Source organism: Streptomyces fradiae ATCC 10745 = DSM 40063 (assembly GCF_008704425.1).
Classification (GTDB): Bacteria; Actinomycetota; Actinomycetes; order Streptomycetales; family Streptomycetaceae; genus Streptomyces; species Streptomyces fradiae.
Map to the genome: position 1 here is coordinate 293,353 of NZ_CP023696.1, position 25,393 is coordinate 318,745.

Sequence of the window (25,393 nt, forward strand, 5' to 3'; positions counted from 1 at the left end):
GAGGCCGACCGCGGGGCGCCGAAGTTCTTCGCTTCCATCTGGTCCCCGTCCGGCTCGGCCACCGGGACCAGCGCGCCGCCCAGTCCCCGCTTCACAGGCCGATTCCCTCGGTCGCGGCGTCCTCGAATGCCTCCCCCTCGTCCACGTACTCCCGGAACACCTGGCTGTTGGGCGACCAGCCGCCCTGACGGCGCAGCTTCTCGACGCGCTTGCCCTTCTTGCGTCCGGTGGTGACCAGACCGCGCCGGGCGGAGTGCCCGGTGATCCGCCGCCCGGTCAAGCCCGCGCACTTCGCGCAGCGTGCGAGCGCCCGGCCGACACCGTCCGGCGACAGACGCGCGGTGCCCTGGTGCCCCACTGGTCGACGGGCAGGAATGCCGGTCCGCCGGGGGCAGCTCCGGCTGCCAACGTGGCTGCCTTGTGAGCGCGCCGGCAGCGCACCGGGCAGGTGTCGATGTCCTCGCCGTAGGTGACGGGCGCATCCCGGGCCGGGCGGCCCTTGACCGACGGGACGTGCACCATCGGGCCCTCGTCCACGTCCTCGATGTCCGGGTCAATCCAGCTCGGTTCTCTCCTCGTTGCGGCCCGCGACCGCGAACTTCAGGGAGTTGAGCGCCTTGTCCCGCAGCCGGGTCAGCTCCGAGACCACGACCGTGCGCCGCCGCCGGGCGCCGGGCTGGTGTGCGCTCGCGTGGCGCGTTGGCCGTCTGCCGCAGGTCCTTCGGGGTGACGGCGGCGGCTTTGCCTCGGCCGCGCTGCTGGCGCCTCTTGTCCAGCCGGAGCGGCTTCAGCGCGCGCCGGGCGGCCTCGGTGGCCTCCTTCGGCACCGTGTAGCCGTGTCTGCGAACCTCCGAGGTGACGCCGGTGATCCTGCGTTCGATCGTGTTCGGCGGCGCCTCGACCGCCTGGTCCAGGTACGTCACGAACGACACGAAGGTGCCCACGGTGACCTTGCTGCGCGGCAGGCGGGTGCCGGTCCGCTCGGCGAGCCAGTCGTGGAACTCCCCCCCATATCCGCCAGTCCCGTGCGTAGCCGTCCTTGGTCTTCTTCGGCCGGATGTCGTTCAGGTGGGCCCTGGCGTCCGTGTCCAGCGCGGCGAGGACGGCGTCCACCGGATCGGGCACGGCGACCGCGCCGGCGCCGAGGGCGTCGTCCTGCACCAGCTCGGCATCGACCACCTCCACCGGCTCCGACGCGTTCCCGTACTCCTCGACGGTCGTCACTCGGCGACCTCCTCCGCCGTGTCGGCGAGCTTGGTGGCAGAGCCCGCTCGCCTCGGCGGCGACGGCTCCGGGGAAGCGCACAGCGTCCTGCTGCGCGCCAAGCACGTCGTCAAGCTGCTGTTCGACGCCGCGGACAGCGTCGAGAAGGTCCTGCCGGCCCTGGCGGCCTTCAACGCCCGCTTCCAGCGCCCTTGGACAGAGAGGAGTTGCCTCCACCGCCGACGTGTTCACCGGTTCTCCGGCTGCGGGTCGTCGTCCAGAAAGATGGTGGCGCGGAAGCATCCGCCGACCTCGTCCATGCCTTGCCGATCTTCCAGCCTGCGTACGGCTCCTCGCGGCCGTCGCTGGTCGTCCGGCTGGTCACCGTGGCGCCGACGTAGGCGGCCCACTGCTCAACCGCGGTGCGCTGGCCCTCCGGGGTGCAGCTGAGGCCGTCGCCCTCGCCGGTGAGGGCCCCGCTCGAAGCGAGCGGTCACGGCGGGGGCAGGGCCTGCTCCGCCCAGATGGTCTTGCCGGTCGCGGTGTAGCGGGTGCCCCAGTGCTGGGTCATCTGGGCGACGAGGAACAGGCCGCGCCCGCCCTCGTCGTCCATGGCGGCCCGCCGCAGGTGGGGGGCGGTGTGGCCGGTGTCGGAGACCTCGCAGATGAGGGTGCGGTCGTGGATGAGGCGCAGCTGGACCGGGCCGGAGGCGTAGCGCAGCGCGTTGGTGACCAGTTCGCTGACGACGATCTCGGTGGTGAAGGCGAGCTCGTCCAGGCCCCACGCGGCGATCCGGCGGGCGGCGAGGGCGCGGGCGCGGCCGGCCTCCTCGGGTCCGGTGCCGAGGTCCCAGCGCGCGACGCGGCCGGGCGGGAGGAGGCGGGTGCGGACGAGGAGGAGCGCCGCGTCGTCCTCCACGGGGCCGGGGATGAGGGCGGTGACGGCCCGGTCGCAGAGTTCGGACAGGGGCCGGTCGCGGTGGTCGGCGAGGAGCGCGGACAGGTCGTCGAGGCCGCCCTCGGGGTCGCGGGCGCGGCCGCGGACGAGCCCGTCGGTGAAGAGGGCGATGAGGCTGCCCTCGGGCAGGTGCAGCTCGGTGCTCTCGAAGGGCAGGCCGCCGAGTCCCAGCGGGGGCCCGGCGGGCACGTCGGGGACGGTGACGGTGCCGCGGGAGGCGTCGAGGACGGCGGGGGCGGGGTGTCCGGCGCGGGCCATGCGGCACAGGCCGGAGGCGGGGTCGTACACGGCGTACAGGCAGGTCGCGCCGACGGCCTGGTCGTCGGGGATGTCGCCGGGTCCGTGCGCGGGCGCGCCGGTGACGGAGCCGGGGGCGGCGGCCTCCTCGTCGGCGGCCTGGGTGATCAGGTCGTCGAGACGGGTGAGGAGTTCGTCGGGGGCGAGGTCCTGCCGGGCGAGGACGCGGACGCTGGTGCGCAGCCGGCCCATGGTGGCGGCGGCGCCGAGGCCGTGCCCGACGACGTCGCCGACGACGAGTCCGACGCGGGCGCCGGAGAGGGTGATGACGTCGAACCAGTCGCCGCCGACGCCGGACTTGCCGTCGGCGGGCAGGTAGCGGTGGGCGAAGTCGACGGCGGTGAGGCTGGGCAGGTTGCGCGGGAGCAGGCTGTGTTGGAGGGCGAGGGCGGCGCTGTGCTCGCGGGTGAAGCGGCGGGCGTTGTCGATGGAGACGGCGGTGCGGGCGACGAGCTCGTCGGCGACGGGCAGGTCGTCGGCGTCGAACGGGGCGGCGCGGCCCCGGCGGTGGAAGGTGACGACGCCGAGGGGCGCGCCGTCCGTGCGCAGCGGCACGGCGAGGGTGGCGGCGGCCGGGCCGCCGTCGAGGACGGGCCGCCCGGTGGCGAGGCAGCGCGCCTGCGGGGCGTCGGCCGGGTAGGGGACGTGCTGGTGCGCGGAGCCGGGGCGGGCCCCGCCGCCGGTGCGGGCGGCGGGGCTGACGGCCCCGGCGGCGGGGCCCTCGGGGGTAGCGGGGCCCTCGGGACCGGCGGGGCCCTCGGGGGCGGCGGGGCCCTCGGGGGCGGCCGGACTCGCGGCGCCCGCGGGGCCGGTGGCGGGGGCTCCCTCGGCGCCCGCGCGCGGGCCGGTGCCGGGCGGGGCGGCGGCCGGGGTGCTCCAGACGCGGACGAGGCGCGCGGCGCCGGTGGTGCCGGAGACGGGCGCGTCGCCGCGCAGGACGGCGTCGACCAGGTCGACGGTGACGCCGTCCGCGAACCGGGGGACGGCGACGGCCGACAGCTCGCGGGCCGTGCGGCTCATGTCGAGGCTGGTGCCGACCGTGCCGCCGGCCCGGACGAGGAGGTCGAGGCGCTGCTTGGCGAGGTAGCGGTCGGTGATGTCGACGGTCTCCTCGCACACGCCGAGATGGGTGCCGTCGGCGTCCGAGAGGCGGTAGTACGAGCAGGACCACACGTGGTCGTGGTCCGGGTCGACGGGCGGGCGGCCCCGGTAGTGGAGCTCGATGACCGCCTCGCCGGTGGTGAGGACCCGGCGCATCGTCTCCTCCAGGGTGGGCGGGTAGCCGGCGGACAGGACCTGGCCGGAGGCGACCATGTCGTCGGGGCCGAGCCCGGCGTACTGGGAGGTGCCCATCTCCCGGTAGAGGGCGCTGTTGGTCCACACGACGCGCAGGTCGGTGTCGTAGATGGCGAGGCCGACCGGCGACTGGGTGGCGAGCCCGCGCAGCATGGCCTGGAGGGCCTCCCAGTGCTCGGTCTCGTCGGCGTCGGCGACGGCCAGGAGCCGGGCGGGCCCCGCCTCGCCGTGCGCGAGCGGCAGGGTGGTGGTGACGACGCGGACGATCCGCCCGTCGCGGTGGCGCATGTGGAGCACCTGGCGGCGGGCGCGGGCCGCGCCGGGGAGGTCGGCGGCGGCCTGGTACACCCCGGCGCGGTCCACGACGAGGGAGCCGACGGGGCGGCCGAGGACGTCGCCCGGTTCGTGGCCCAGGAGGCGCTGCGCGGCGGCTCCCCAGCCGATGACGACTCCGTCGGCGTCGAGTACGGCGGTGGCGGCCCGGGTGGCGTCGAAGGGCCCCCGGAAGTCGGTGTCCGGCGCCCCGCCGGCCGCGGCCCCCGCGGGCCGGGCCGGGCCGGTGCGGCCGTCGTCGGGTGCGGTCACGGCCGGTCACCCCCTTCGGACGGGCCGGGCTCCGGCCGGCGGGCGGCCAGGAGCAGGGCGATGTCGTCGGGCCGGTCGGCGTCCCGGCCCGCCACGTCGAGGAGCCGGTCGGCGGCGGCCGACAGCGAGCCGGGCGCGACGGCTGCCAGGGCGCCCCGCAGCCGTTCGACGCCGAGGTCGATGTCGGTGCCGGGCTGCTCCACGAGGCCGTCGGTGTACAGGGCGAGTATCCCGTCGGGCGGCAGCCGCACCTCCGTGACGGGGTACGAGGCGTCCGCGTCGACGCCGAGGACCACGCCGCCCGGCAGGTCGACCACCTCGGTACGGCCGTCCGGGTGGCGCAGCAGCGGCGGCAGGTGCCCGGCGCGGACCGCCTTCAGCAGGCCGGTGGCGGGCTCGAGCACGGCGTAGCAGCAGCTCGCGAACTGGCCGGGGTCGAGGTCGATGAGGAGCCGGTTGGTGCCGGTGACGACTTCGCTGGGGTCGCTCCCGGCGAGGGCGAAGGCCCGTACGGCGCTGCGGAGCTGGCCCATGGTGGCGGCGGCGGACACGCCGTGGCCCTGGACGTCGCCGATGACGAGGGCGAGCCCGCGCGGGGTCTCGACCACGTCGTACCAGTCGCCCCCGACGTCCATGCCCTGGGTGCCGGGCAGGTAGCGGCCGACCGTGTCGACGTGGGGGACGCGGGGCAGCCGGTGCGGCAGCAGGGCGTCCTGGAGGCCGCGGGCGAGCGCCGCCTCGGAGTCGTAGCGCCGGGCCCGCTGGAGGGCCTGGGCGATGAGCCCGGCGAGCGCGGTGAGGACGGTGCGCTCCTCGGGGCTGAAGCCGCGCGGCTGGTCGAAGCCGAGGATGCAGGAGCCGACGGGGCGGCCGGAGGCGATGAGCGGGAGGAAGGCGCGGGCGCCGACGTGTGCGTCGAGCGGGATGCCGGGGTAGGCGGCGGCGAGGCGCTGCATGGACTCGAAGAAGAGGGGCCGGCCGGAGGTGAGGGTCTCGACGCCGGGGATGCGCGCGTCGAGGCCGACGCCGTCGAACCGGTCGAGGAAGCCCTGCGGGAAGCCGGTCTCCCAGGCGAGGTGGAGGTGGCGTTCGCTGAGCAGGTAGATGGCGAGCTGCCGTCCGCCGAAGGCGGGCAGCAGTTCCTCGGTGACGACCTCGGACACCTGCCGGGCGGTGACGGCCTCGGTGAGGGCGATGGCGAGGGCGACGGGCCGGTACAGGACGGCGGCGCGGTCGGCCGGGGAGCCGAGTCCGCCGCCCGGGGCGACGACGGAGTGGGGCGCGTAGGAGGGTTCGTCGACCGCGGAGAGGGTGACGGTCATCCCGTCGCCGCCGGGGTGCAGGGTGACCGACAGCCAGGACCCGGCGGTGCGGTGGGCGAGGAAGTGGACGGTGTCGCCGGCGATGAGGGCGGCCCGGAAGTGGTCCTCGTAGGCGGGGCGGCCCGTCCAGGGCAGCACGTCCCACAGCACGCGGCCGAGGAGGGCGTCGCGGGGGTGGGCCAGGAGGGCCTCGGCGCGGTGGTTGACGTAGGTGACGCGGCCGAGTCGGTCGGCGGAGAGGACGCCGGCGGCGATCCGGTCGGTGCCGGCCGCGGCGGCCGGTCCGGTGCCGGTGTCCACGAGGGTGCCGGTGAGGTGGGCGGGGTGGGCGGCGGGTGCGGGGTGGCGGGCCAGTTCGAGGAGGTGGAAGCGGCCGTCGCGGTCGGCCAGCCACATGCGGTGGCCTGCGGGGTCGGGCACGGCGGCCTCGGCGGCCTGATGGGCGAGGGCGCGCAGCCCGTAGACGTCCTCGGGCGCGAGGAGCGCCTCCAGGCCGGCGATGGTGCCGGGGAAGGCTGCGGGGTCGGCGCCGAGGATGCGGCACAGCTCGGGGTCGGCGGTGAGGTCACCGGTGTCGAGCCGCCAGTCGAGGTGCCCGGTCCGCACGGGCGGCGCGGCCTCGGCGGGGAGCTGGACGGGGACGGGTTCGCCGTCCCAGGCGACGCTGGTGCCGGCGGCGTCGAGCCGGGCCAGTTCGGCGCCGATGCGGGCGGCGGCGGCCCGGACGCGCTGCCGGTCGGCCTCGGCGAGGGGCCGGCCGCTCGCGGAGGGCCGCAGGACGACGAGGACGCCGAAGCGGTCGCGGCCGTGCGACACGGGCTCGTACAGGGAGCCGAAGGGGTACGGGAGCCCGGCCATGAGCTGGGGGAAGCGGCGCATGGCCTCCTCGGCGTCGGGGAGTTCGACGGGCCGCCCGGAGCGGAACGCCTCGGCGAGGGGGTAGGGCCGGTTGCTGTGCATGCGCCACCACGGCCGGAGCAGCCGCGGCGGGAGCCCGGCGAGGGCGGCGAGGCGCAGCAGGCCGGGGGTGCGCGCCCGGAGGTAGACGCCGCCGGAGAAGCCGCCGGCCGCGCGGACGGCGTCGACGGTCCCGGGCGCCAGGGCCTTGGCCACCGTGTCGACGGCGGTGACCGGCACGGCACGGGGGACGGCGCCGTGCGGTCGCGGGGCGGCGCCGGGCGGCGGGGCGGCCGGGGGCCGAGGGGCTCCGGGCGGCGGGGCGGCGGCCTGCGGGACCGGCCGGTCCGCTCCCGGGGGCGGGCCCGCGCTCGGCGCGGAGGCCGGGCCGGGCGGCCGGTCGGCTCGCGGGGGCGGCGGGGCCGGGTCCGCCGCCGGGGGCGGCGACCGGTCCGGGTCCCGGTCCGGGTCCGGGTCCGAGGCCGGGGGCGGGTCCGAGGCCGGGTCCGAGGCCGGGGGCGGGTCCGAGGCCGGGTCCGAGGCCGGGGGCGGGTCCGAGGCCGGGTCCGAGGCCGGGGGCGGGTCCGAGGCCGGGTCCGAGGCCGGGGGCGGGTCCGAGGCCGGGTCCGAGGCCGGGGGCGGGTCCGAGGCCGGGTCCGAGGCCGGGGGCGGGTCCGAGGCCGGGTCCGAGGCCGGGGGCGGGTCCGAGGCCGGGTCCGAGGCCGGGGGCGGGTCCGAGGCCGGGTCCGAGGCCGGGGGCGGGTCCGAGGCCGGGTCCGAGGCCGGGGGCGGTGGAGGTGGCCGGTCCGCGGGCGCGGCCGGGGAAGCGAGCCGCCCCTCGCCCGGAGGCGGGGGCTGGACGGCGCCCGGCGGTGGGGGCCGGTCCGCGTCCGGGGGCGTGCCGGAGGGGGCGGGCGCGCCGGGGGCGCGGCCGTCCTCCGTCGTGCTCCCGTTCCGCCCGGCCCCCGGCGGCGGTGGCGGAGGCGGGCCGTGGCCGGGAGCGCCGTTCCGGGTCACACAGCAAGGATGCGCCAGATGGGTGCCGCCGCGCACGCCGGTGGGGGGCCGTCCGGCCCGTCCGGTGGTGGTCCGGCGTGAGCTATGTTGTGCGCAATTGGGACGAGAAGGAGGCGGATCGTGCCATCAGTGCCATCCGGGCAGCAGGCACGCGCGCAGGCGGCCGCGATCACCCCGGGGCGCCAGGCCCCGGAGTCGGAGCCGACGCCCGCCGAGCGGGTCCGGGCCCTGTTCACCGGCCAGCGGCTGTCACCGGGCCAGCGCCGCATCGCGCAGTACCTGGTCGACCATCTGACGGAGGCCGCCTTCCTGTCGATCACGGACCTCGCCGAGCGGGCCGGGGTCAGCCAGCCGTCGGTGACGCGGTTCGCGACGTCGCTCGGGTACGCGGGGTTCCCCGCGCTGCGGGAGGCGCTGCAGCCGATCGCGCTGAGCGCGGTGGCGGGGGCGGGCGACTCGCGCGGTGCCCGCCGCAACGAACTGCAGGCCGCCATCGACGCGGAGATCGAGAACCTGGAGAGCCTGCGACGGGTTCTGGCCGATCCCGGCCAGGTGCTGGAGGTGGGGCGGCGGCTGGCTCATTCGATCCCCTTGACGGTCGTCGGGCTGCGGATCTCGGTCTCGCTGGCGGAGTACTTCGCGTACGCGGCGCGGCGCATCCACCCCGACGTGCGGGTGGTGACAGGGGGCGGGAGCGTCGCCTACGACACGCTGCTCCAGGCGCGTGAGGCGGGCGGCTCGTGGGTGCTGGCGTACGCGATGCCCCGGCACGCCAACGAGACGCTGGCGGCGGTGCGGGCGGCGCGGAGCACCGGGCTGCGTGTGGCGCTCATCACTGACCTGACCATGGGCCCTTTGGTGGAGGAGGCGGACGCGGTGCTGACCGCGCCGGTCGGCGCGCGGCTCGTCTTCGACTCCTACGCGGCCCCCGGCGTGCTCACGGCGGCGGTGCTGCAGGCCATGGCGGACGCCGAACCGGAGCGCACGCAGGCGCGGTTGGAGGGGTACGAGCAGGTCGCGACGCAGCACGACTTCTTCATCGACGACTGAGCGGGGGGCCGCGCGGGCAGGGACCCGGGCGCTTCGCGGACGGTTCGGTGGGCTCCGGAACGGTCGGGCCGCACCGGCCTTTTTCGGCCACCGGCGAGCATGAAATTTTTCATGCCCTTGCTTACTCGACGGTATGTGGATTTACTGCTCGCACGGCACCGACGCCCCGCGGGGTGACTCGGTGCCCGTCGACCGAACACTGCGGGGGCGACGCTCCCTCCTCGCGCCGCCCCGCGTGTTCGCTGCCGGGTGTTCCGCTCTCCCCTGCGGGCACCCGTGGCGGCCCCGGTCTACCCCTGGGCCGGGGCCGCCGAACCCTTCCTCCGCCTCAGCCGGCCGCCGTCGCGGCAAGCCGCGCCCGCGCCGCGGCGAGCGCGTGCTCCAGCGTCCGGGTGCCCGTCGTCACGCAGAGCGTGTACGTCACGTCGTCCAGGCGGCGTTGCAGATCCGGCGCGATCGCATGGTCCTGCGCGGCGGCACAGAGGGACTCGTACCGGGCCACGAGCTCGCGAAGCACAGCGGGATGCGCCAACAGCATGGGCGTACCTGCCTTTCCGACGCCATGAGGTGCGAGGGGAGGACGGCGAGCGCGCGTCTCCCTCGAGGGTGGGGTGGTGCGAAGAGGTCGGGTGACACGGCGGCCTCCCGGACCGGGACGCCGCCCCCCGCGCGGGGTATGCCCGCACTGACCGACCTTCACACGACATTGTGATGCAACCGTGATGGATTCGCCCTGCGGAACGCCGGGCGGTGTGACAGGTCGTGCGCGTGGTACTCGCCGGCCCATGACGGTGAACCCCATCGAGATGCAGAAGAACCTGGGCGGCGTCAGCTACCCCGCCTCCAAGGACGAGATCGTCCGGCAGGCGCGGGAGCACGGCGCCGGCGAGAAGGTCATGGACGCGCTGGAGTCCATCCCCGACAAGGAGTACGACTCCCCCGCGGCGGTCAGCAAGGAGGTCGGCAAGGGGACGTGACCGTAACGGCCCGCCCCGCGCCCCTCAGGCCCCCACCGCCGCCCCGCCCCGCGCGGGGCGGCGCGCCACGACCAGCCGGCAGCGGGGCGCCCCGTCGTCCCGCTCCCCGAGGCCGGGCAGCGCCGCGAGGCCCACGCCGAAACCGGCCGCGCGCAGCTCGGCGGCCACGTCGGGCAGCCGGAAGGTCCGGTAGTACATCACGAACCGCGGCCGCCACAGCGCGTTGCGCACCCGCATCGCCGCGTCGAAGCCCCACAGCGCCCAGTACGCCGCCGAGCCCACCGCCGGGGGCGCCGCCACGGGGAACGCGAACAGCCCGCCCGGCCGCAGCGCCCCGTGCACGCGCGCGAAGAGGCCCGGCCGCTCGGCGGGCAGGAAGTGGCCGAACGCCCCGTAGCTGACCACCAGGTCGAACCCGGCCCGGAAGGGCAGCGCCCGCGCGTCGGCGCGCACCCACTCGGGGCCGGGCAGCCCCGCGCGCGGCGGATGCGCGGCGCGGGCCCGGGCGAGCATCCCGGCGCTGAGGTCCACGCCGGTCACCCGCTCGGTGCACAGCTCCCGCAGCGGTCCCGTACCGGCGCCGGTGCCGCAGCACAGGTCGAGCCCGGCCCGGAAGGGCCCCAGCGGGCGCAGCGCGCCGGCCACGGCGTCCAGCACGGCGTCGGGGGTGCGGAAGGGAGTGCGGTCGAAGTCGGGGGCCAGCAGGTCGTAGCCGCGCTCCAGCGAGGACAGCGCCTGGACGGCGAGCTCCCGCAGCGTCGGCCCGCCGGAAGCACGGAACAGGGCGGGGAACACGACCGGCGGGGGCGGGCCGGCTCCGGCGGCCGTAGCCGGGGCGGTGGCTCCGCGGGCCCCGGCCGGGGGCGCACCGGGGGCGCCGCGAGCCCCGGCGGGCGACGGATCTGCCGTGCCGCGGGCCACGGCACGGGGCCGGCCGGGGGCGCCGGCCGGGTGCCGGGGCCGTCCCGCGCGGCGCGCCGGGCTCACAGCGGGTCCGCGTCGAGGGCGTCGAGGAACAGCTCCGCGCCGTACACCGGTTCCCTGGCGCCGGGGGCGGGGAGCGGCTGCTCGGCCCAGATCACCTTGCCCTGCCCCGTGTAGCGGGTCCCCCACCGCTCGGCGAGCTGGGCGACCAGGAACAGGCCGCGCCCGCCCTCGTCGGTGCTCGCCGCGTACCGCAGATGGGGAGAGGTGCTGCTGCTGTCGGAGACCTCGCAGGTCAGGCCCCGGTCGTGGATGAGCCGTACGTGGACCGGGGCGGAGCCGTACCGGATGGCGTTGGTGATCAGTTCGCTGAGGATCAGCTCGGTCGTGAACGCCATCTCGGACAGGCCCCACGCCTCGAGCCGCTCGCTGGCCGCCGCGCGCAGCCCGGCGACGGCCTCGGGGTGGAAGGGCACGTCCCAGTCGGCGACGCGGTCCGGGCCGAGGACCCGGGTGCGGGCGATCAGCAGCGCCACGTCGTCCTTGGGGCGCGCGGGCAGCAGGGCGTCCAGGACGGCGCGGCAGCTCTCCTCGGGCGTCCGGTCCGGCTGGGCGAGGGAGGTGCGCAGCAGCTCCAGGCCCACGTCGATGTCCCGGCTGCGCTCCTCGATGAGCCCGTCCGTGTAGAAGACGAGCTGGCTGCCCTCGGCCAGCTCCAGCTCGGCCGTCTCGAACGGGATGCCGCCGAGGCCCAGCGGCGGGCCCGCCGGCAGGTCGGGGAACTCCACCGACCCGTCGGGGTGGACCAGCGCGGGCATCGGATGCCCGGCCCTGGCCAGGGCGCACCGGCGCGTCACCGGGTCGTAGACGGCGTACAGGCAGGTCGCGCCGGTCATCCCGACCCCGCCGCCGGAGGTCCCGGCGGCCTCGGTCTCGTCCTGGTCGACCCGGCCGACGAGGTCGTCGAGGCGGCCGAGCAGCTCGTCGGGCGGCAGGTCCAGGGTGGAGAAGTTGTGGACCGCGGTGCGCAGCCGGCCCATGGTGGCGGCGGCGTGCAGGCCGTGCCCGACGACGTCGCCGACGACCAGCGCGACCCGGCTGCCGGGCAGCGGGATCACGTCGAACCAGTCGCCGCCGACCCCGGACTGGGCGGGCAGGTAGCGGTGGGCGACCTCGACGGCGCTCTGCTCCGGCAGGGCGCGGGGCAGCAGGCTCCGCTGGAGGGTGACGGCCATGGCGTGCTCGCGCGTGTAGCGGCGGGCGTTGTCGATGGCGACGGCGGCCCGTGCGACCAGCTCCTCCGCCAGGGCGACGTCCTCGGGCTCGAACGGCTCGGGCTTCTCCGAGCGCCAGAAGTTCGCGACGCCGAGGACGACGCCGCGGGCCTTCAGCGGCACGATGATCAGCGAGTGGATGCCGTACGCGACGATCCGGCCGGCCCGCTCGCGGTCCTGGGCCTGCCAGCCGGGCGCGCGGGAGAGGTCCGGCACCAGCTCGGCGCGGCCCGACCCGAAGCCGCGGGCCTGGGGCGTGGAGGGAACGAAGGTGATCATGCGGCCGGTGGGGTAGAGCGGGTGGTCGCCGCGGATGCCGCGGGACGCGGCGCGGCGCATCGCGCTGCCGGCCCCCGCGGGCTCCTCGCCGCGCAGCACGGGGTCGGCGAGGTCGACGGTGACGAAGTCGGCGAAGCGGGGCACGGCCACCTCCGCCAGCTCCTCGGCGGTACGGACGACATCGAGGGTGGTGCCGATGCCGACGCCGGCGTCGTACAGCAGGTTGAGGCGTTTGTGGGCGACCTGGGCGCGGCCGGAGACGGCGCGCAGCTCGGTGGTGTCGCGGATGGTGACGACGGTGCCGCCGTGCCCCCCGTACGGGTCGGTGGGGCGCTGGTTGACAGCGAGCAGCAGGCCGGCGGCGGGGACGACCTCGTCGGTGGCGAGGCGGCCGGAGCAGAGCAGGTCCGCCATCCGCGGGTCGAGGCCCGGCAGCTCGGACAGGTGGCGCCCCTCGGCGTCGGGCGGGAGTCCGAGGAGGCGTACGGCCTCGTCGTTGGCGAGGACGAGGCGGCCGTCGTCGTCGACGATGAGGACGCCCTCGCGGACGGCGTGCAGGACGGCGTCGTGGTGCTCGTAGACGCGGGTCATCTCGGCGGGGCCGAGCCCGTGGGTCTGGCGGCGCAGGCGGCGGGTGACGAGTGCGGTGCCGGCGGTGGCGACGGCGAGTCCGGCGGCGCTGGTGCCGAGGATGACGGGCAGCTGGCGGTTGACGACGCCGGTGACGTTCTGGACCTTGAGCCCGGCGGAGACCAGGGCGACGACCCGGCCGTCCGGGTCGGTGACGGGCACGACCGCCTGCACCTCCTCGCCGAGCGGCCCGTCGACGCTCTCGGTGAGCACCTTGCCCGCGAGGGACGGCTCGATGGTGCCGACGAACCGCTGGCCGATGCGCTCGGGCAGGGGGTGGGTGTAGCGGACGCCGTCGGTGTCCATGACGACGATGAAGTCGACGCCCGCCTCCCTGCGGGCGGTCTCCGTGATCGGCTGGAGGGTCTTCGACGGGTCGGGCTCCTCCAGCGCCTCCAGCAGGCCGGGCGCATGGGCGAAGGTCTGGGCGACGGCGACGGACCGGTTGCGGGCCTCGCGGTCGCCGTCGTACCGCGACTGGAGCAGCAGGGCCAGGAGCGCCCCGAGCACCAGCAGCACGACGAGCGCCACCTGCAGGACGAACACCTGTCCGGCGACGCTGCGTGGCAGCCTTTCGGCCACTGACCGGACCGAGAGCCCCCGGAACCGGTCGGAAAAGTTGACCACGCTCATTTGTAACATTGTCGCCCATGTCGGGCGCCAATGTTGCTGCTCATGCGCCTGCGCGGGCTCGCCGTGGGCGGTGGTGCGAGCGGCGGTGCCGCCTCGCACGGCCCGGGTTCCCCGTCCGCGGCGCCTCGCGCGCGGGGGCCGGGCGGGGCCCGGGCGGCGGACGGGCAGCGGACGGGGAGCGGGTCTCGGGGGGGGTGCATTTCTCGCCGCCGTGGCGCGGGTATGGGTCCCAGGAGGGCCGGGGTGCGGGTGACGGGGGGCGGAGCGTGGCCAGACGGGAGTTCGAGGAGCGGAACGTGCTCATCCGGCGGGGGTGGCGCCAGCTCACGACGGCCGGGCGGGTCCGGGTGGCCGGGGGCCGGCTGACGCTGCTGAACAGCAGGGGCGGCGAGATCGACAGCGCCCCGCTGTCGCGGGTGCGGGTGGCGGAGCCCTGGTACGTGCCGCGCGGGGTGGTCCGCGCGGCGCTCGGCGGGACCGTGTACCTGCTGCGGCTGGACCCGTCGCGGGCCAGGGACATGACGGAGGCGGCGCACCGGGCCCGCGGTTAGGGCGAGGCCCGCACCGCACCGCACCGCCGCGGCCGCCGTCGACGGCGGTCCGCCGGCGGCCCCGGCCGGGCGCCGCGGCCGGCGCCCCGAGGTCCTTCCGGCGTCTCCCCGCGCGACCGCGGTCGGGACCGCGCCGGTAGAGTCGGCCGGACGGTCGGACCTGGGGGATCTGATGACGACAGCACGTGCGGTGCCCATCGTCTTCGTGCACGGCACGCGCTTCAGCGCGGGGCAGTGGAGCGTGCAGCTCACCGCGCTCCGGGACGAGTTCCCGGTGGTCGCCGTCGACCTGCCCGGACACGGGGCGCTCTCGGCCCGCCCCTGGAGTCTGAGCGGCGCGACCGAGGTCATCGCCCGGGCGGTGGACTCGCTCGACTGCGGACCGGCTCTGGTCGTCGGGCACTCGCTCGGCGGATACGCCTCGCTGGAGTTCGCGCGGTGCCACCCGGAAAGGCTGCGCGGACTGGTCCTCGCGGGAGCCAGCGCCTCCACCCGCGGGCCCTGGGCGGCGCCGTACCGGTGGGTCGCCGGGCTGGTCCCCCGTGTACCGGCGGACCGGCTGGCACGATGGAACGACCGGCTGCTGCGGCGGCTCTACCCCCCGGAGGTGGTGGAGGCGACCATCCGGTCCGGCTACGCCTTCCACACTGTGCCGGCAGCCTGGGGCGAGGTGCTGGGACGCTTCGACGCGGGTGCGATGGGCTCGGTCAAGGCTCCGGTACTGATCCTCAACGGCGAGAAGGACACCGTCTTCCGGTCGGGCGAGGCGGACTTCGCCCGTGCGCACCCCCGCGCCCGCGTCGAGTTGGTCCCGCGAGCGGGACACCTCGCCAACTTCGACGCCCCGGTCGCCTTCACCGACGCCGTGCGCCGCTTCGCCCGGCAGCTCTCCGCCGTCGGCTGACGGCGCCCGCCCCGAGAGCGCCCGACCCTCCGGACCGGCTCCTCGTACGGGGCCGGACCCGCCGGGCGGACGGCGAGCACGCGCGGGCCCCGAGGAGGCTGCTCGCCCGCCCACCCGGTCGCCGCCGGACCAGAGCCGGCTGGGCGGAGATCGGCTCGGCCGGTACGGGTCCGGTCGGGGCGGGACGGTTCCGGGCGGGGCGGGTCCGGTGGCCGCCGGTGGGGCTCAGGTGCCGACCGGGAGGGCGGGCAGGTCCTCCCACACCTGGCGCAGGTCGGTGTAGCGGCGGTCGGGCAGCCGCTCCAGGACCCGGCGCACCTCGGGACGGGCGCCCGCGGCGGCGATCAGCAGATCGCTGCGGGTGACCGCTCCGTTGGCGAAGACGGCTGCCAGGTGGTCGGCGATCTCGGTGCGGGTGACGTCGTCGGCCATGGCTCCCCCAGTGTGAGCGCGCGTCAAGACGGCGGCGTGGTGGTGCGGGACGGTCGGTGCGGCCGCTGCGGTGCGGCGGAGGACGCCGCACCCGTCCGTACGGCGGCTCGGGTCGGCGAACGGGCCCAATGTAGCGCCGCCGAGGAGTCCGGTGGCAAGCCGCGAAGGCGTCGGGACGGGCTTGTCGGCAGGATTTCGCGCCTCGTTCGGGACCCGTCGGGCGACCGGCCCCCGGGCGTTCACCCGCACTTCGGGCGGGACCGGCCGCGACCCCGGCGCGTGAGGGTAGCATCGCGTTCAGTGACGGGGCGTGCGGAGACGGCGGGAGGACGCGAGCCATGCCGAGGGTGACGCGGCAGGAGATCACCGCTTGCACACGGGGGGCGTTCGGATCCGGCTGGGTCGGCCGGGACGAGCTGTGCGCGGCGGCCCGTGCGGCGGGCGCCCGGCCGGAGGCCGTGGCCCTGCTGGCGGACCTGTCGCCGCACGTCCGGGTCTGCGGACTGCCGGACCTGCTCCTGCTGCTGCCGGACCTGCCGGACGACGCCCCGGGGGCGGAACCGGAACCCGGGTCCGGGGCCTGAGCCGGAGCCGGAAGCCAGTGCCGGGGCCGGAAGCCAGGGCCGGTCGGTCCGGCCACGCCAGGGCCCGCCGGAGTTTCGTGGGCCGCGCCGCGCGCCCGGTCGCCCCGCGGACGGGGGGATGCCCCGGGCGTGCCGTACCGAGCGGTGGGGCCCTTCCGTACGGGCGGACCGTTCTCGGCAAGGCGGCTCAGGGGGGCGCCGTTACCGCCGGGGCCCGGAGCCCGGCCGGGGTGGACGGGTCGGTGCCGCCGCCCGCGCCGCCGGACGGCTGGCTCAGGATCGCGGTGAGGACCAGACCGACGACCGCGACCACGACCGCCACCAGCACCACCACCTTCCGCCAGTCCCGCCCCGCCCCTGTCCGCCGCTCCCCGCCGGTCCCGTCCGCCTCCGCGGCCGGGTCCGGGACGCCGCGCAGCCGCCCGTGCGGCGGCGGGGACGCGGAGTCCTCGGCGAGCTGCCGGGCGAGTGCGGACATGCGGGCGTCCAGATCGGGGTCCTCGCGCGCCAGGAGCCGCTCGATCTCGGCGAGACGGCGGTCCTCGTCCCTCCCGGATGCCATGGTCGACCACCTCCGTGCGGCGTACTCCTGCCCGCCGGCGCCTCCCGGGTACCCGCGCGCCCCCGCTCCTCTCAGGGACCGGCGGGACCGGGTCCGCCCTCGGCGGCCCCGCCGGGCTCGCCGGGCTCGCCATGCCCTTCATGCCGGCCATGCCGTGCGTGCCCGCCGTGCCCGTCGTCCGTCCCGCGCGGGACGATCACGACGGGGCAGTGCGCGTGGTGCAGCAGGGCGTGGACGACGTGCCCGACGCTCCGGCCGATGCCGAGCGGGGGGTGGTGCGCGCCGACGGCGAGCAGGTCCGCCTCCCGCGACGCCTGCACCAGCAGCCCGGCGGTGGAACGGCCGCCCTCCACCTCGATGGTGACGGTCAGCCCCGCGAACTCGGCGCGCAGCCCGTCGGCGAGGGCGTGCATCTCGCGGACCCTCTGCTGGGCGATGCCGTCGATGTCGTCGAGCATGGTCAGCGCCGTCCCGGTGTGGGAGAGCGGGTTCCAGACGTTGAGGAGGCGCAGTGTGGCGTGGCGCAGCGCCGCCTCGCGGGCCGCGTACCGCGCCCACGGGTGGTCGCGCTCGTCGCGTACGCAGGCGACGACGACCCCGGTGGCCGCGTGGTCGCGCGCGCCGCGCACCACCACGACCGGCACACGGGTGCGGGAGGCGACACCCAGGCCGACGGAGCCGAGCAGCAGTTCCGCGAAGCCGCCGAGGCCGCGGTGGCCCACGACGACGGTGCCGGCGGTGCCCGCCTCGTCGTGCAGCGCGTGCACCGGGTCGCCGGGGGCGAGGCGGCGTACGACGGTGACGTCGGGGAACCGCCCGGCGACCCCCTCGGCGGTCCGGGCGAGCAGCTCGTGCCCCGCCGCCCTGGCCTCCTCGGCCGCCCGGTCGGTGGCCCGGCCCTCGGTACCGGTGGCGTGCACGAGGTGGAGCGGCTGCTTGCGGCGGTACGCCTCGCCGGCCGCCCACAGGACGGCGTCCCCGGCCTCGGGGGAGCCGTCGACGCCGGCGATGACCGGCCCGTTGGTCACGTCCTGGTACATGGCTCCTCCGTAGGTCGTCGGGCGGCCCGGCGCGGGCGGCGGTCAGGTGCCGGGCGGGCCGTCGGCCGCCGTCCGGGGGGCGCCGCGGACCACGATGCGGCGGCCCGTGACACGGGCCGGTGCGACCGCGATCCACAGGTCCCGTTCGCCTCCCGCCCACGGGGCGCTGAACGCCCGCTCCTCCAGGGCGCGCACGGCGCCGGGCTCGGTGACGGCGCGGGCGGGGCCCACGAGCAGGACGCTCCAGCCCCGGCTGAACGCCTCGTCGATGTGGTCCGCCTCGAAGGCGGCGTCACCGCCCGCGACCCTGCCGGGCAGCGAACCGGACGACGTGCGGAAGGCGACCTCGCCCCCCGCGACGACGTAGTTGACCGGCAGGATGGCGGGCCCTTCGTGGCCGGTGACCGCGACGCGGCCCACGCCGTGGGTGCCCAGCATCCGCCAGCACTCGTCGGGGTCCAGCTCCACCAGCTCGGGGCGGTACGCGGCGCGGCCGATGCCGGGCGGCAGCTCGGCGTCTCCCCCGGTGAGGGCGGCGACGGTGGTGTCCAGCGCCTCGGCGAGCCGCAGCAGGAAGCCCATGCTGGGGACGGCGGCCTGCTCCTCCAGGTACGCGATGTAGCCGGGCGCCGATCCCGCCCGCAGGGCGACGTCCTCGCGGGACAGCCCCAGCTCTTCTCGGCGGGCGGCGACGCGGCGGCCGATGTCGGCCCTGTGGTGCTCGGGTCCGGGCATGGGTTCACCGTAGTCGCGGGGCCACCGGCCCGCACGGCGGAGCCGTCCGGGCGCGATGGTGAGTACGCTCGAAGGACACCGCCGAACCGGGCGACGCCGCCGGGTGCGGTGCCCGGGGGCCGGTCGGTCCCCGCGAGGGACCCGGTCGGCCCTGCCGTCCGGTACCGCGGCGGACGACGCTTGGTGCGCCGGTTCACCAGGAGGTTCCCATGACCAGAGCGCCGAGGATCAACGCACTGCCGGCTCCGCACCGCGAGCGGCTGCTGGCCATGTCCACGGACGTGTCCTTCGAGACCGGGCACCGGCTGTTCGACGAGCACCTTCCGGCGGACCGGTTCTGGGTCATCAGGACCGGCGCGGTCAACCTGGACGCGCGGGTGCCGGGCAGCACCCGCCCGGCCGTGATCGAGATGCTCGGCCACGGCGAGCTGGTCGGGCTCTCGTGGATGTTCCCGCCGTACGAGTGGGAGCTGGGGGCGGAGGCGCTGAGCCTGGTGCGCGCCCACGAGTTCGACGCGGCGGCGGTGCGGGCCCTGTGCGAGGCGGAGCCGGCGTTCGGCTACGCGCTGACGCAGTGGGTGGGACAGGTGCTCTCGCACCGGCTGCAGGCGACGCGGGTGCGGCTGCTGGACATGTACGCCCCGCACGGCAGCGGCGTGCTCTGAGCGGCGGCGCGCGGGCGCGCGCCGCCGCCCCGGGGAGGCGGCGGGCGGCCGGGCGCCGTGTCCCGCATCCTCGGAGGTGGGGGCCGACGGAAGGGGAAGAAGAGGCGATGAGGCACCGCAGCGTGGCCGATCTGATGACGCCGGAGGCCGTGGCCGTGCAGCCGGGCACGTCCTTCAAGGAGATCGCGCGGCTGCTGGACGAGTACGGCATCACGGCCGTCCCCGTGGTGGACGCGCAGGAGCGGCCGGTCGGCGTGGTGTCGGAGGCGGACCTGCTGCGCCGGCACACCCTCGGGGGGCAGGGGCCCGGTACGGCCGAGGGGCTGATGACGAGTCCGGCCGTGGTGGCACGGCCGGAGTGGAGCGCGGTCGAGGCGGCGCGGGTGATGGAGCACGAGCACATCAAGCGGCTGCCGGTGGTGGACGCGTCGGGGCGGCTGATCGGGGTGCTCAGCCGCAGCGACCTGATCCAGCTCTTCCTGCGGCGCGACCGGGCGATCCAGGAGGAGATCCTGGAGGACGTGGTGACCCGCACGCTGGCGCTGCCGCCGTCGGCCGTCACGGTGGACGTCAGCGACGGGACGGTGACGCTCAGCGGCACGCTGGAGCGCCGGAGCCTGGTCCCGATCCTGGTGCGGCTGTGCGAGACGGTCGACGGCGTCGTCGCCGTGGACGACCGGCTCGCCTACGAGACCGACGACACCGGCGCCCTGACGAACTGACGAGAAGGCGCCCCTCGCCGGGCGCGCGCGAACCGGGTGGCCCGTCGCCCGGCACACGGGGACGGGAAGTGGACCCGGCCCTGCACGCGGTGCGGACCCGCCGCCCCGGCCCTCCACGCGGTGCGGACCCGCCGCCCCGGCCCTGTATGCAGTGCGGACCCGCCCGGCTCGCCCGCGGACACGGATACGCCAGGCCGGACCGGCTCGTGCGCGGAGGCGTACGAGCCGGTCGGGCCCGCCGGCCCGGCCGGGCCGCCGCGGTGGACGGGCCGGCCGGGCCGGGCGCGGTGCGCCGGCGGGGCGGCGGTTCAGCGGTCCGGGGGCGACCAGCCGTACGGGCCCTGCCGCTCCTCCTCGGCGGCCATCCCGGCGCCCGCCTCGCCGATGTCCCGGTACGCCAGGCGCATCAGCTGCCGGGCGAGGTCGCTCATCGCGCGGCTCGCGGCGAGTTCGTCCCCGATCAGGGGGACGTCCTCGTCCTCGGGGTTGCGCCGGGCGGTGCCGTGGCCCGTGATCCGCGACTTGCCGGTGTCGAGGACGGCGTGCGCCTGCGTGGTGTCCTCGTCCTCCTGCAGATCCATGTTGATCTTCCACTCCAGCGTCCGGGTCATGGTGTGCCTCCTCGACGCGTTGCGGACGGCTGTGGACCGATTGGGGCACCGGTCCCCTTCCAGCATCCACCGACCGGCCCGCCGGGACGACCCGGCGGGCCGGAGGCCCGCCGTCCCGCGCCCACCACGCCACCGGAAGCGCGGGTTTGGGGCCCACCGGGCGGGGAAGTCGGGCCTACCGGCCCATGCCTCGGGGCCGGACACCGTCCACACTGGTGGCAGCACCACACCGCGCACGACCGACACACGGAGGAAAGACCCATGGCCCACGCCCCGATGACCCGAGCGATCACGGCGGGAGTGGACGGTTCCCCCGAGAGCCTCACCGCCGCCTCCTGGGCGGCGCGCGAGGCGGCGCTGCGCGGACTGCCCCTGCGGCTGGTGCACGCCTGGCTCTGGCAGCCCCTCGACGTGCCGCTCGTGCAGGACCGCGAGGCCGAGGCGCGCCGCGCGCAGTCCGTGCTGGACGAGGCGGAGGCGGAGGTGCGCCGCCTGCACCCGGACGTCCTGGTGACCACGGGCATCCTGTCCGACACTCCGGTGCCCGCGCTGCTGGAGGCCGCGGAGCAGGCGGAGATGCTGGTGATCGGCTCACGCGGGCACGGGGCGATCCTCGGGTTCCTGCTCGGCTCGTACGGGCAGCAGGTCATCGCCGCGTCGAAGCGGCCGGTCGTGTCGGTGCGCGCCCGGGACGAGGAGGAGCCCGGCCCGGCGGGCGCGGAGGCGGGCGAGATCGTCGTGGGCCAGCAGGGCGGGCGCGAGGAGAGCGAGGCGGTGCTCGGGTTCGCGTTCGAGGAGGCGGCGGCCCGCGGTGTGGGGGTGCGGGCGGTACGGGCCTGGAGCCTGCCGCCGCTGTACGCGTACTCCCCCGGTTCGCTGGCGCTGGCCGACGAGGCGGGCGGCCTGGAGCCGTTCGAGCGCAAGGCGCTGGCCGACGCGCTCGCCCCGTGGCGGGAGCGGTACCCGGACGTGCCGGTGAAGGAGCACGTCGAGCTGGGCAGCGGCGGGCAGGTGCTGCTGTCGGTGGCGACGGGCGCGGGACTGGTCGTGGTGGGCCGCCGCGTGCGGCACGCCCCGTTCGGACCCCGCATCGGCTCGGTGGCGCACGCGGTGCTGCACCACTCGCCGTCCCCGGTGGCGGTCGTCCCGCACGAGTGAGCCCGGTGCCCCGGTCCCGGCCCCCGCGGCCGGGACCGGGGCGGGGCGCCGGCCGGCGCCCGCCACCGCCGGGGGCCGCCGCGGGCGGCCCGCCCGGTCCCGCCGACACCTGGAGGGCGCACGGCCATGGTCCGCTACGTGTACGACTTCGCCGAGGGCGGCCGGGATCAGGCCGCCCTGCTCGGCGGCAAGGGGGCCGACCTCGCGGGGATGGCGCGGCTCGGGCTGCCCGTCCCGGCCGGGTTCACCGTCTCCACGGAGGCGTGCCGCGTGTACGCCGCGACGGGCGCCCCGCCGCCGGAGCTGGCCGGTGAGCTGGCGGAGCACCTGGCCCGGCTGGAGCGGGCGGCGGGGCGGCGGCTGGGGCAGGTCGACGACCCGCTGCTGCTGTCGGTGCGGTCGGGACCGCCGCTGCCGGTGCCGGATGCCCCGGAGACCGTCCTGGACGTGGGGCTGAACGACTACGCCGTCCTCGGGCTGGCGAAGACGCCCGCGGGCGAGCGGTTCGCGTGGGACTCGTACCGGCGCCTGGTCGAGCGGTTCGGCACCGCCGTGCTGGGGCTGGGTCCGGAGGTGTTCCGCACGGTGCGGCACCGGGTCGGAGAGCAGCACCGCGTGGCCGACGAGCGGCTGGACGCCTGCGACCTGATCCGGGTCGTGGAGACGTACAAGGACCTCGTGGAGGAGCGGACCGGCGAGGCGTTCCCGCAGGACCCGGCGGAGCAGCTGCGCCGGGCGGTGGGCGCCGCCTTCGCGTCGTGGAACTCCGGGGCGGCGCGGGAGGCGCGCCGCCGTGCCGGTGTGCCGGACGGCCTGGGCACGGCGGTGACGGTCCAGACGATGGTGCTCGGCAACCAGGGGGCCGGCTCCGGCAGCGGCGTCGCCCTCGTACCGGCGGGCGACGCCGGGGCGGCCGGCGAGGCGGAGGCGGTGGCGGGGGCGTATCTGCCGGACGCGCAGGGCGAGGACCTCTTCACGGGGGCCCGGAAGCCGCTGCCGCCCGCCGAACTGGCGCGGACCGCCCCGGCGGCGTACGCCGAACTCCGCACGCACCTGCGGCGGTTGGCCGGGCACCTCGGGGGCGTGCGCGCCGTGGAGTTCACCGTGGAGCGCGGAAGGCTGTGGTTCCTGGGCACCCGGCGGGAGCTCCCCCCGGGCCTCCACCCCTGATCCCGGCCCCTCCGGCCCCTCCGGCCCCTCCGGGCCGTCAGGCGCCGTCGCGGGCGGCGCCCTGCCCGTCCCGGACGTGCTGGACGGCGAGCGCCGCCGTGGTCAGGCCCAGGTGGTCCAGCGCGGTCGCGCTCTCCAGCAGGATCACGTCCGTCAGGACGGCCATCTCCGTGCCGGCCCGGTCGCGTTCGGCCAGGTCGCCCGGTGCGGTGGCCTCGCGCAGCCGCTCCACACGGGCGGCGAGCGCGGCCCGCCGCCGCTCCAGCTCCGCCAGGGTGCGCACGTGCCGCACGATCTCCTCGTCGGTCATGCCCCTCATCGCCGCTCCGTCTCTCCGGTCCGCCGGTCCGCGGCCCGCCGCCCTCGGCAGGCCCTCATCACAGGAGAGGGCCCACAGGCGGGGGAGGTCACGCCCGCGGGCCGGGTTTCGCGCGTCAGGCGAGCCGGGCCGCCGTGTCGGCCGCCATGAGAGCGGCGACCGCCAGCAGCAGGTACCCGAAGACCATCCGCAGCCGCGCGGCCGGCAGCCGCGCCGCGAGACGCCGCCCGTCCAGGGCGCCGAGGACCGCCGCGCCCGTGAACGGGCCGACCACCGCCCAGTCGACGGGCGCCGCGGTGCCCGCGCGGGCGAGGAGCGCGGCGAGCGCGTTGACGGTGACCACGAGCAGGCTGGTGCCCACCGCCGTCCGCATCCGCACCCCGGCCAGCGCGACGAGGGCGGGTACGGTGAGGAAGCCGCCGCCGACGCCGAGGAACCCGGTCAGCGCCCCGACGCCCGCGCCGGCGCCGGCCGCCCGCACCGCGCTCGGCACCCGTCGCCCGCGCCCGGACCGGCCGGCGCCCGGCACCGGGCCGCCCGGGCCCGCGGCCCCGCCACCGCCGCCCTCCCGGCCCCGGTCGGCGGACCTCGGCGCTCCGTGCGGCTCGGGGCCGCCCCCCTCGTCCGGCCCGAGGCCACCGCCGCGCGGACCCGTCTCCGGCCCGCCGCCGGACCCGCCCCGGGCGCGACCCGCCCGCCCGTCCCGTGCCCCGCCCCCGTCCGGCCCGGGGCCTCCTCCAGGCGGCTCCGGCGCCGGGCCGCCGCCGGGCCCCCGGTCGCCGGACCCGCCGCCGACGGGACCCGCCCGCCCGTGCCCGGCGGCGCCCGCCCCGTCCTCGCCCCCGTCGTCGTCCTCGTCCGGGGCCCGAGCCGGCGGGCGGAGCATGCGGAGGGCCGCCAGGGCGGCGACCACGGCGAACGCGGCCGTCAGCACCGGCCGGGGCACGCCGGACGCCAGGCGGGCGGCCAGCACGGCGGGCCCGGCACCCGCCGCCGCGAACAGCAGCCCGGCCGTCCAGCGCACCCGGCCGTCGCGGGCGTGGCCGTACAGCGCGCACGCCGCGGTGACGGCCACGACGACCAGGCTCGCCGTGGCCGCCTCCACCGGGGCGAAGCCCAGCAGGTAGACGAGCGCGGGAACGGCGATCATGCCGCCGCCCCCGCCGAGCGCCCCCAGCGCCAGCCCGACGACGGCCCCGGCGGCGAGGGCCGGCACGAGGGCCGTCACGCGATCGTGCCGCGGTTCCCGTGCTCGTCGACGACCGGGTGGCCGGCGCGCGCCCAGGCGCGCATGCCGCCCTCGACGTCCACGGCGCGCGCCCCGCGCTCGGCCAGGGCCCGCGCGCCCTTCTGGGAGCGCTGCCCGGATCGGCAGACCACCACCGCCTCCCGGTCCCGCACGGCCTCGGGCACCCCGTCGGCGGCGAGCAGCACGGAGAGCGGCAGGTGCACGGCGCCGGGCGCGTGGCCGGCCCGCCACTCGTCCTCCTCCCGTACGTCGAGGAGGACCGCCCCGCCCCGCGGGCCCGTCCGGGCGTGGGCCTGGCGAACCGACACGCGCGCGCAGGCGGGGCGCGCGACGGGCAGGCCGGCCCCGGCCGCCGCGTCGAAGGCGTCGTCGAGGAGGGCGACCTCCCGCCCGGCGGCGTCGAGCAGGGACGCGGCGACGGCGGCGGGCGGGGCCAGGTCGTCGGGGGCCGGTCCGGCGGCGTCGCGGGGCGCCGTGCGGGCGTAGTGGGCGGGGATGTCGTCGAGCCCGGCGAGGAGGTCGGCGACGAAGGTGTCGGCGTCCTTGGCGAAGGCGTCGCCGGCGGACTTCTCGGCGCCGACGGTCGAGGGCCCGGCGGTGCCCGCGGCGAGGCCGGGGCGGGCGGAGGCGCTGCAACCGCCGAAGCCGTGGGTGGGCAGGACCGCCGTGCCGTCGGGCAGTTCGGCGGCGAGGCGGTGGGCGGAGGCGTAATGGTCGCGGGCGAGTCGTTCGGTGAGCCGGGGTTCGACCAGGTCGGGGCGGCCGACCGGGCCGATGGGGAGGGAGCCGCCGGTGAACGCGGCGACGGGCGTGCCGGACTCCTCCAGGACGTATGCGGTGTGGTGCGGGGTGTGGCCGGGTGTGGCGAGGGCGCGCAGGGTGAGCGCGGCCCCGACGTGGACGCGGTCGCCGTCGTGGACGGGCACGTGCGGGCAGGAGGCGCCCGCGCCCGCGGGGACGAGGTAGGCGGCGCCGGTGAGGCGGGCGAGGCCGGGGCCGCCGGTGAGGTGGTCGTCGTGGAGGTGGGTCTCGAGCACATGGGTGAGGCGGACGCCGCGGGCGGCCGCCGCGGCGAGGACGCGGTCCACGTCGCGGGGCGGGTCGACGGCGACGGCGTGCTCCGCGCCTCCCGCGAGGTGGCAGCGGTTGCCGAGCCCTTCGGTCTCGATGGTGTCGACGAAGAACACGAGCGCTCCTTTCGGCTTCTTCCGGGTCGGCGGAGACGGCCAAGGGCGTGCGCGCACGGGTGGGGCGCGGCAGCCCACGGGCCACCCTTCGCGGGAGCGGCGGGGCGCACAAGGGGAGTTCGAGCCGTACGGGAGGGGCTTCGGGCCGTACGTGAGGGGGCG

Annotated in this window: 22 protein-coding genes and 2 pseudogenes; 9 read left to right on the forward strand and 15 right to left on the reverse strand. The window is 77.4% G+C overall.

Annotated features, from left to right (window positions below; genetic code table 11):
- Positions 1 to 91 precede the first annotated feature (91 nt).
- The 3 genes from CP974_RS01255 to CP974_RS01265 all read right to left on the reverse strand — a co-directional run bounded on the left by CP974_RS01255 (position 92) and on the right by CP974_RS01265 (position 6,798).
- Positions 92 to 280, reverse strand: coding sequence for a site-specific integrase (locus CP974_RS01255; protein ID WP_140160832.1), 189 nt, complete (start codon positions 278 to 280; stop codon positions 92 to 94).
- A 1,416-nt stretch (positions 281 to 1,696) separates the two neighbouring features.
- Positions 1,697 to 4,339, reverse strand: coding sequence for a SpoIIE family protein phosphatase (locus CP974_RS01260; protein WP_085921376.1), 2,643 nt, complete (start codon positions 4,337 to 4,339; stop codon positions 1,697 to 1,699).
- Positions 4,336 to 6,798: a SpoIIE family protein phosphatase gene (locus tag CP974_RS01265; RefSeq protein ID WP_078915919.1), complete on the reverse strand. Its 2,463-nt coding sequence runs from the start codon at positions 6,796 to 6,798 to the stop codon at positions 4,336 to 4,338. The genes CP974_RS01260 and CP974_RS01265 overlap by 4 nt, the downstream gene beginning before the upstream one ends.
- Before the next feature lie 906 nt (positions 6,799 to 7,704).
- Here CP974_RS01265 and CP974_RS01270 point away from each other — a divergent pair.
- Positions 7,705 to 8,625 (forward strand): MurR/RpiR family transcriptional regulator, encoded by a 921-nt coding sequence (locus CP974_RS01270; protein WP_031137062.1) that lies wholly within the window; start codon positions 7,705 to 7,707, stop codon positions 8,623 to 8,625.
- 328 nt (positions 8,626 to 8,953) lie between these two features.
- Here the strand turns inward: CP974_RS01270 and CP974_RS01275 are convergent, their stop codons facing one another.
- Positions 8,954 to 9,163 carry a DUF5133 domain-containing protein gene (locus tag CP974_RS01275; protein ID WP_031137063.1) on the reverse strand — a complete coding sequence of 70 codons (210 nt, stop codon included), beginning with the start codon at positions 9,161 to 9,163 and terminating at the stop codon, positions 8,954 to 8,956.
- Between the two features lie 247 nt (positions 9,164 to 9,410).
- Here CP974_RS01275 and CP974_RS01280 point away from each other — a divergent pair, with 247 nt between their 5' ends.
- Positions 9,411 to 9,602 (forward strand): DUF2795 domain-containing protein, encoded by a 192-nt coding sequence (locus tag CP974_RS01280; protein ID WP_031137065.1) that lies wholly within the window; start codon positions 9,411 to 9,413, stop codon positions 9,600 to 9,602.
- 24 nt (positions 9,603 to 9,626) lie between these two features.
- Here the strand turns inward: CP974_RS01280 and CP974_RS01285 are convergent, their stop codons facing one another.
- Together CP974_RS01285 and CP974_RS01290 are read right to left on the reverse strand one after the other, a co-directional pair.
- Complete coding sequence (locus CP974_RS01285) at positions 9,627 to 10,397, reverse strand: class I SAM-dependent methyltransferase (RefSeq protein WP_223844655.1); 771 nt, start codon at positions 10,395 to 10,397, stop codon at positions 9,627 to 9,629.
- Positions 10,398 to 10,585: 188 nt separating this feature from the next.
- Entirely contained in the window at positions 10,586 to 13,342 is a 2,757-nt protein-coding gene (locus tag CP974_RS01290) for a SpoIIE family protein phosphatase (protein ID WP_051839781.1), read from the reverse strand.
- Between the two features lie 266 nt (positions 13,343 to 13,608).
- Here CP974_RS01290 and CP974_RS01295 point away from each other — a divergent pair, with 266 nt between their 5' ends.
- The gene (locus CP974_RS01295) at positions 13,609 to 13,893 is read left to right on the forward strand and encodes a hypothetical protein (protein ID WP_051839783.1); all 285 of its coding nucleotides are present in this window, start codon (positions 13,609 to 13,611) and stop codon (positions 13,891 to 13,893) included.
- A gap of 172 nt (positions 13,894 to 14,065) precedes the next feature.
- Positions 14,066 to 14,797, forward strand: coding sequence for an alpha/beta fold hydrolase (locus tag CP974_RS01300; RefSeq protein WP_031134421.1), 732 nt, complete (start codon positions 14,066 to 14,068; stop codon positions 14,795 to 14,797).
- A gap of 225 nt (positions 14,798 to 15,022) precedes the next feature.
- On the opposite strand, the gene CP974_RS01305 is transcribed toward CP974_RS01300, so the two are convergent.
- Positions 15,023 to 15,229, reverse strand: a complete 207-nt coding sequence (locus tag CP974_RS01305; RefSeq protein WP_031134423.1) for a DUF2795 domain-containing protein — start codon at positions 15,227 to 15,229, stop codon at positions 15,023 to 15,025.
- Between the two features lie 338 nt (positions 15,230 to 15,567).
- Between CP974_RS01305 and CP974_RS01310 the strand changes: the two genes are divergently transcribed.
- Complete coding sequence (locus CP974_RS01310; RefSeq protein WP_031134425.1) at positions 15,568 to 15,813, forward strand: hypothetical protein; 246 nt, start codon at positions 15,568 to 15,570, stop codon at positions 15,811 to 15,813.
- Between the two features lie 187 nt (positions 15,814 to 16,000).
- Here CP974_RS01310 and CP974_RS01315 read toward each other — a convergent pair whose 3' ends face one another.
- The 3 genes from CP974_RS01315 to CP974_RS01325 all read right to left on the reverse strand — a co-directional run bounded on the left by CP974_RS01315 (position 16,001) and on the right by CP974_RS01325 (position 18,150).
- Positions 16,001 to 16,375: a DUF3040 domain-containing protein gene (locus tag CP974_RS01315; protein ID WP_031134426.1), complete on the reverse strand. Its 375-nt coding sequence runs from the start codon at positions 16,373 to 16,375 to the stop codon at positions 16,001 to 16,003.
- 71 nt (positions 16,376 to 16,446) lie between these two features.
- On the reverse strand, positions 16,447 to 17,415 hold the full coding sequence (locus CP974_RS01320) for a universal stress protein (RefSeq protein ID WP_078915775.1): 969 nt from the start codon (positions 17,413 to 17,415) through the stop codon (positions 16,447 to 16,449).
- Between the two features lie 42 nt (positions 17,416 to 17,457).
- Positions 17,458 to 18,150 carry a helix-turn-helix domain-containing protein gene (locus CP974_RS01325; protein WP_031134429.1) on the reverse strand — a complete coding sequence of 231 codons (693 nt, stop codon included), beginning with the start codon at positions 18,148 to 18,150 and terminating at the stop codon, positions 17,458 to 17,460.
- A 209-nt stretch (positions 18,151 to 18,359) separates the two neighbouring features.
- Between CP974_RS01325 and CP974_RS01330 the strand changes: the two genes are divergently transcribed.
- The gene (locus CP974_RS01330) at positions 18,360 to 18,815 is read left to right on the forward strand and encodes a Crp/Fnr family transcriptional regulator (protein ID WP_031134431.1); all 456 of its coding nucleotides are present in this window, start codon (positions 18,360 to 18,362) and stop codon (positions 18,813 to 18,815) included.
- Positions 18,816 to 18,922: 107 nt separating this feature from the next.
- Positions 18,923 to 19,537, forward strand: a complete 615-nt coding sequence (locus tag CP974_RS01335; protein WP_031134433.1) for a CBS domain-containing protein — start codon at positions 18,923 to 18,925, stop codon at positions 19,535 to 19,537.
- 308 nt (positions 19,538 to 19,845) lie between these two features.
- Here the strand turns inward: CP974_RS01335 and CP974_RS01340 are convergent, their stop codons facing one another.
- Entirely contained in the window at positions 19,846 to 20,148 is a 303-nt protein-coding gene (locus CP974_RS01340; RefSeq protein ID WP_031136738.1) for a DUF1876 domain-containing protein, read from the reverse strand.
- A gap of 276 nt (positions 20,149 to 20,424) precedes the next feature.
- Here CP974_RS01340 and CP974_RS01345 point away from each other — a divergent pair, with 276 nt between their 5' ends.
- Both CP974_RS01345 and CP974_RS01350 read left to right on the forward strand, forming a co-directional pair.
- A complete protein-coding gene (locus CP974_RS01345; RefSeq protein ID WP_031136741.1) occupies positions 20,425 to 21,306 on the forward strand; it encodes a universal stress protein in 882 nt (293 codons plus the stop codon).
- Between the two features lie 126 nt (positions 21,307 to 21,432).
- Positions 21,433 to 22,476 carry a PEP/pyruvate-binding domain-containing protein gene (locus CP974_RS01350; protein ID WP_031136742.1) on the forward strand — a complete coding sequence of 348 codons (1,044 nt, stop codon included), beginning with the start codon at positions 21,433 to 21,435 and terminating at the stop codon, positions 22,474 to 22,476.
- Between the two features lie 37 nt (positions 22,477 to 22,513).
- Here the strand turns inward: CP974_RS01350 and CP974_RS01355 are convergent, their stop codons facing one another.
- From CP974_RS01355 to CP974_RS01370, 4 genes and pseudogenes are all read right to left on the reverse strand, one after another.
- Entirely contained in the window at positions 22,514 to 22,795 is a 282-nt protein-coding gene (locus CP974_RS01355; RefSeq protein ID WP_140160833.1) for a hypothetical protein, read from the reverse strand.
- Positions 22,796 to 22,910: 115 nt separating this feature from the next.
- Positions 22,911 to 23,291 (reverse strand): annotated as a pseudogene (locus CP974_RS01360) (TSUP family transporter); the annotation flags it as partial.
- Between the two features lie 261 nt (positions 23,292 to 23,552).
- Positions 23,553 to 24,023: pseudogene (locus tag CP974_RS01365) on the reverse strand (TSUP family transporter); the annotation flags it as partial.
- A complete protein-coding gene (locus CP974_RS01370; protein ID WP_031134078.1) occupies positions 24,020 to 25,231 on the reverse strand; it encodes an MBL fold metallo-hydrolase in 1,212 nt (403 codons plus the stop codon). The pseudogene CP974_RS01365 and the gene CP974_RS01370, both read right to left, overlap by 4 nt.
- Between the last annotated feature and the right edge of the window lie 162 nt (positions 25,232 to 25,393).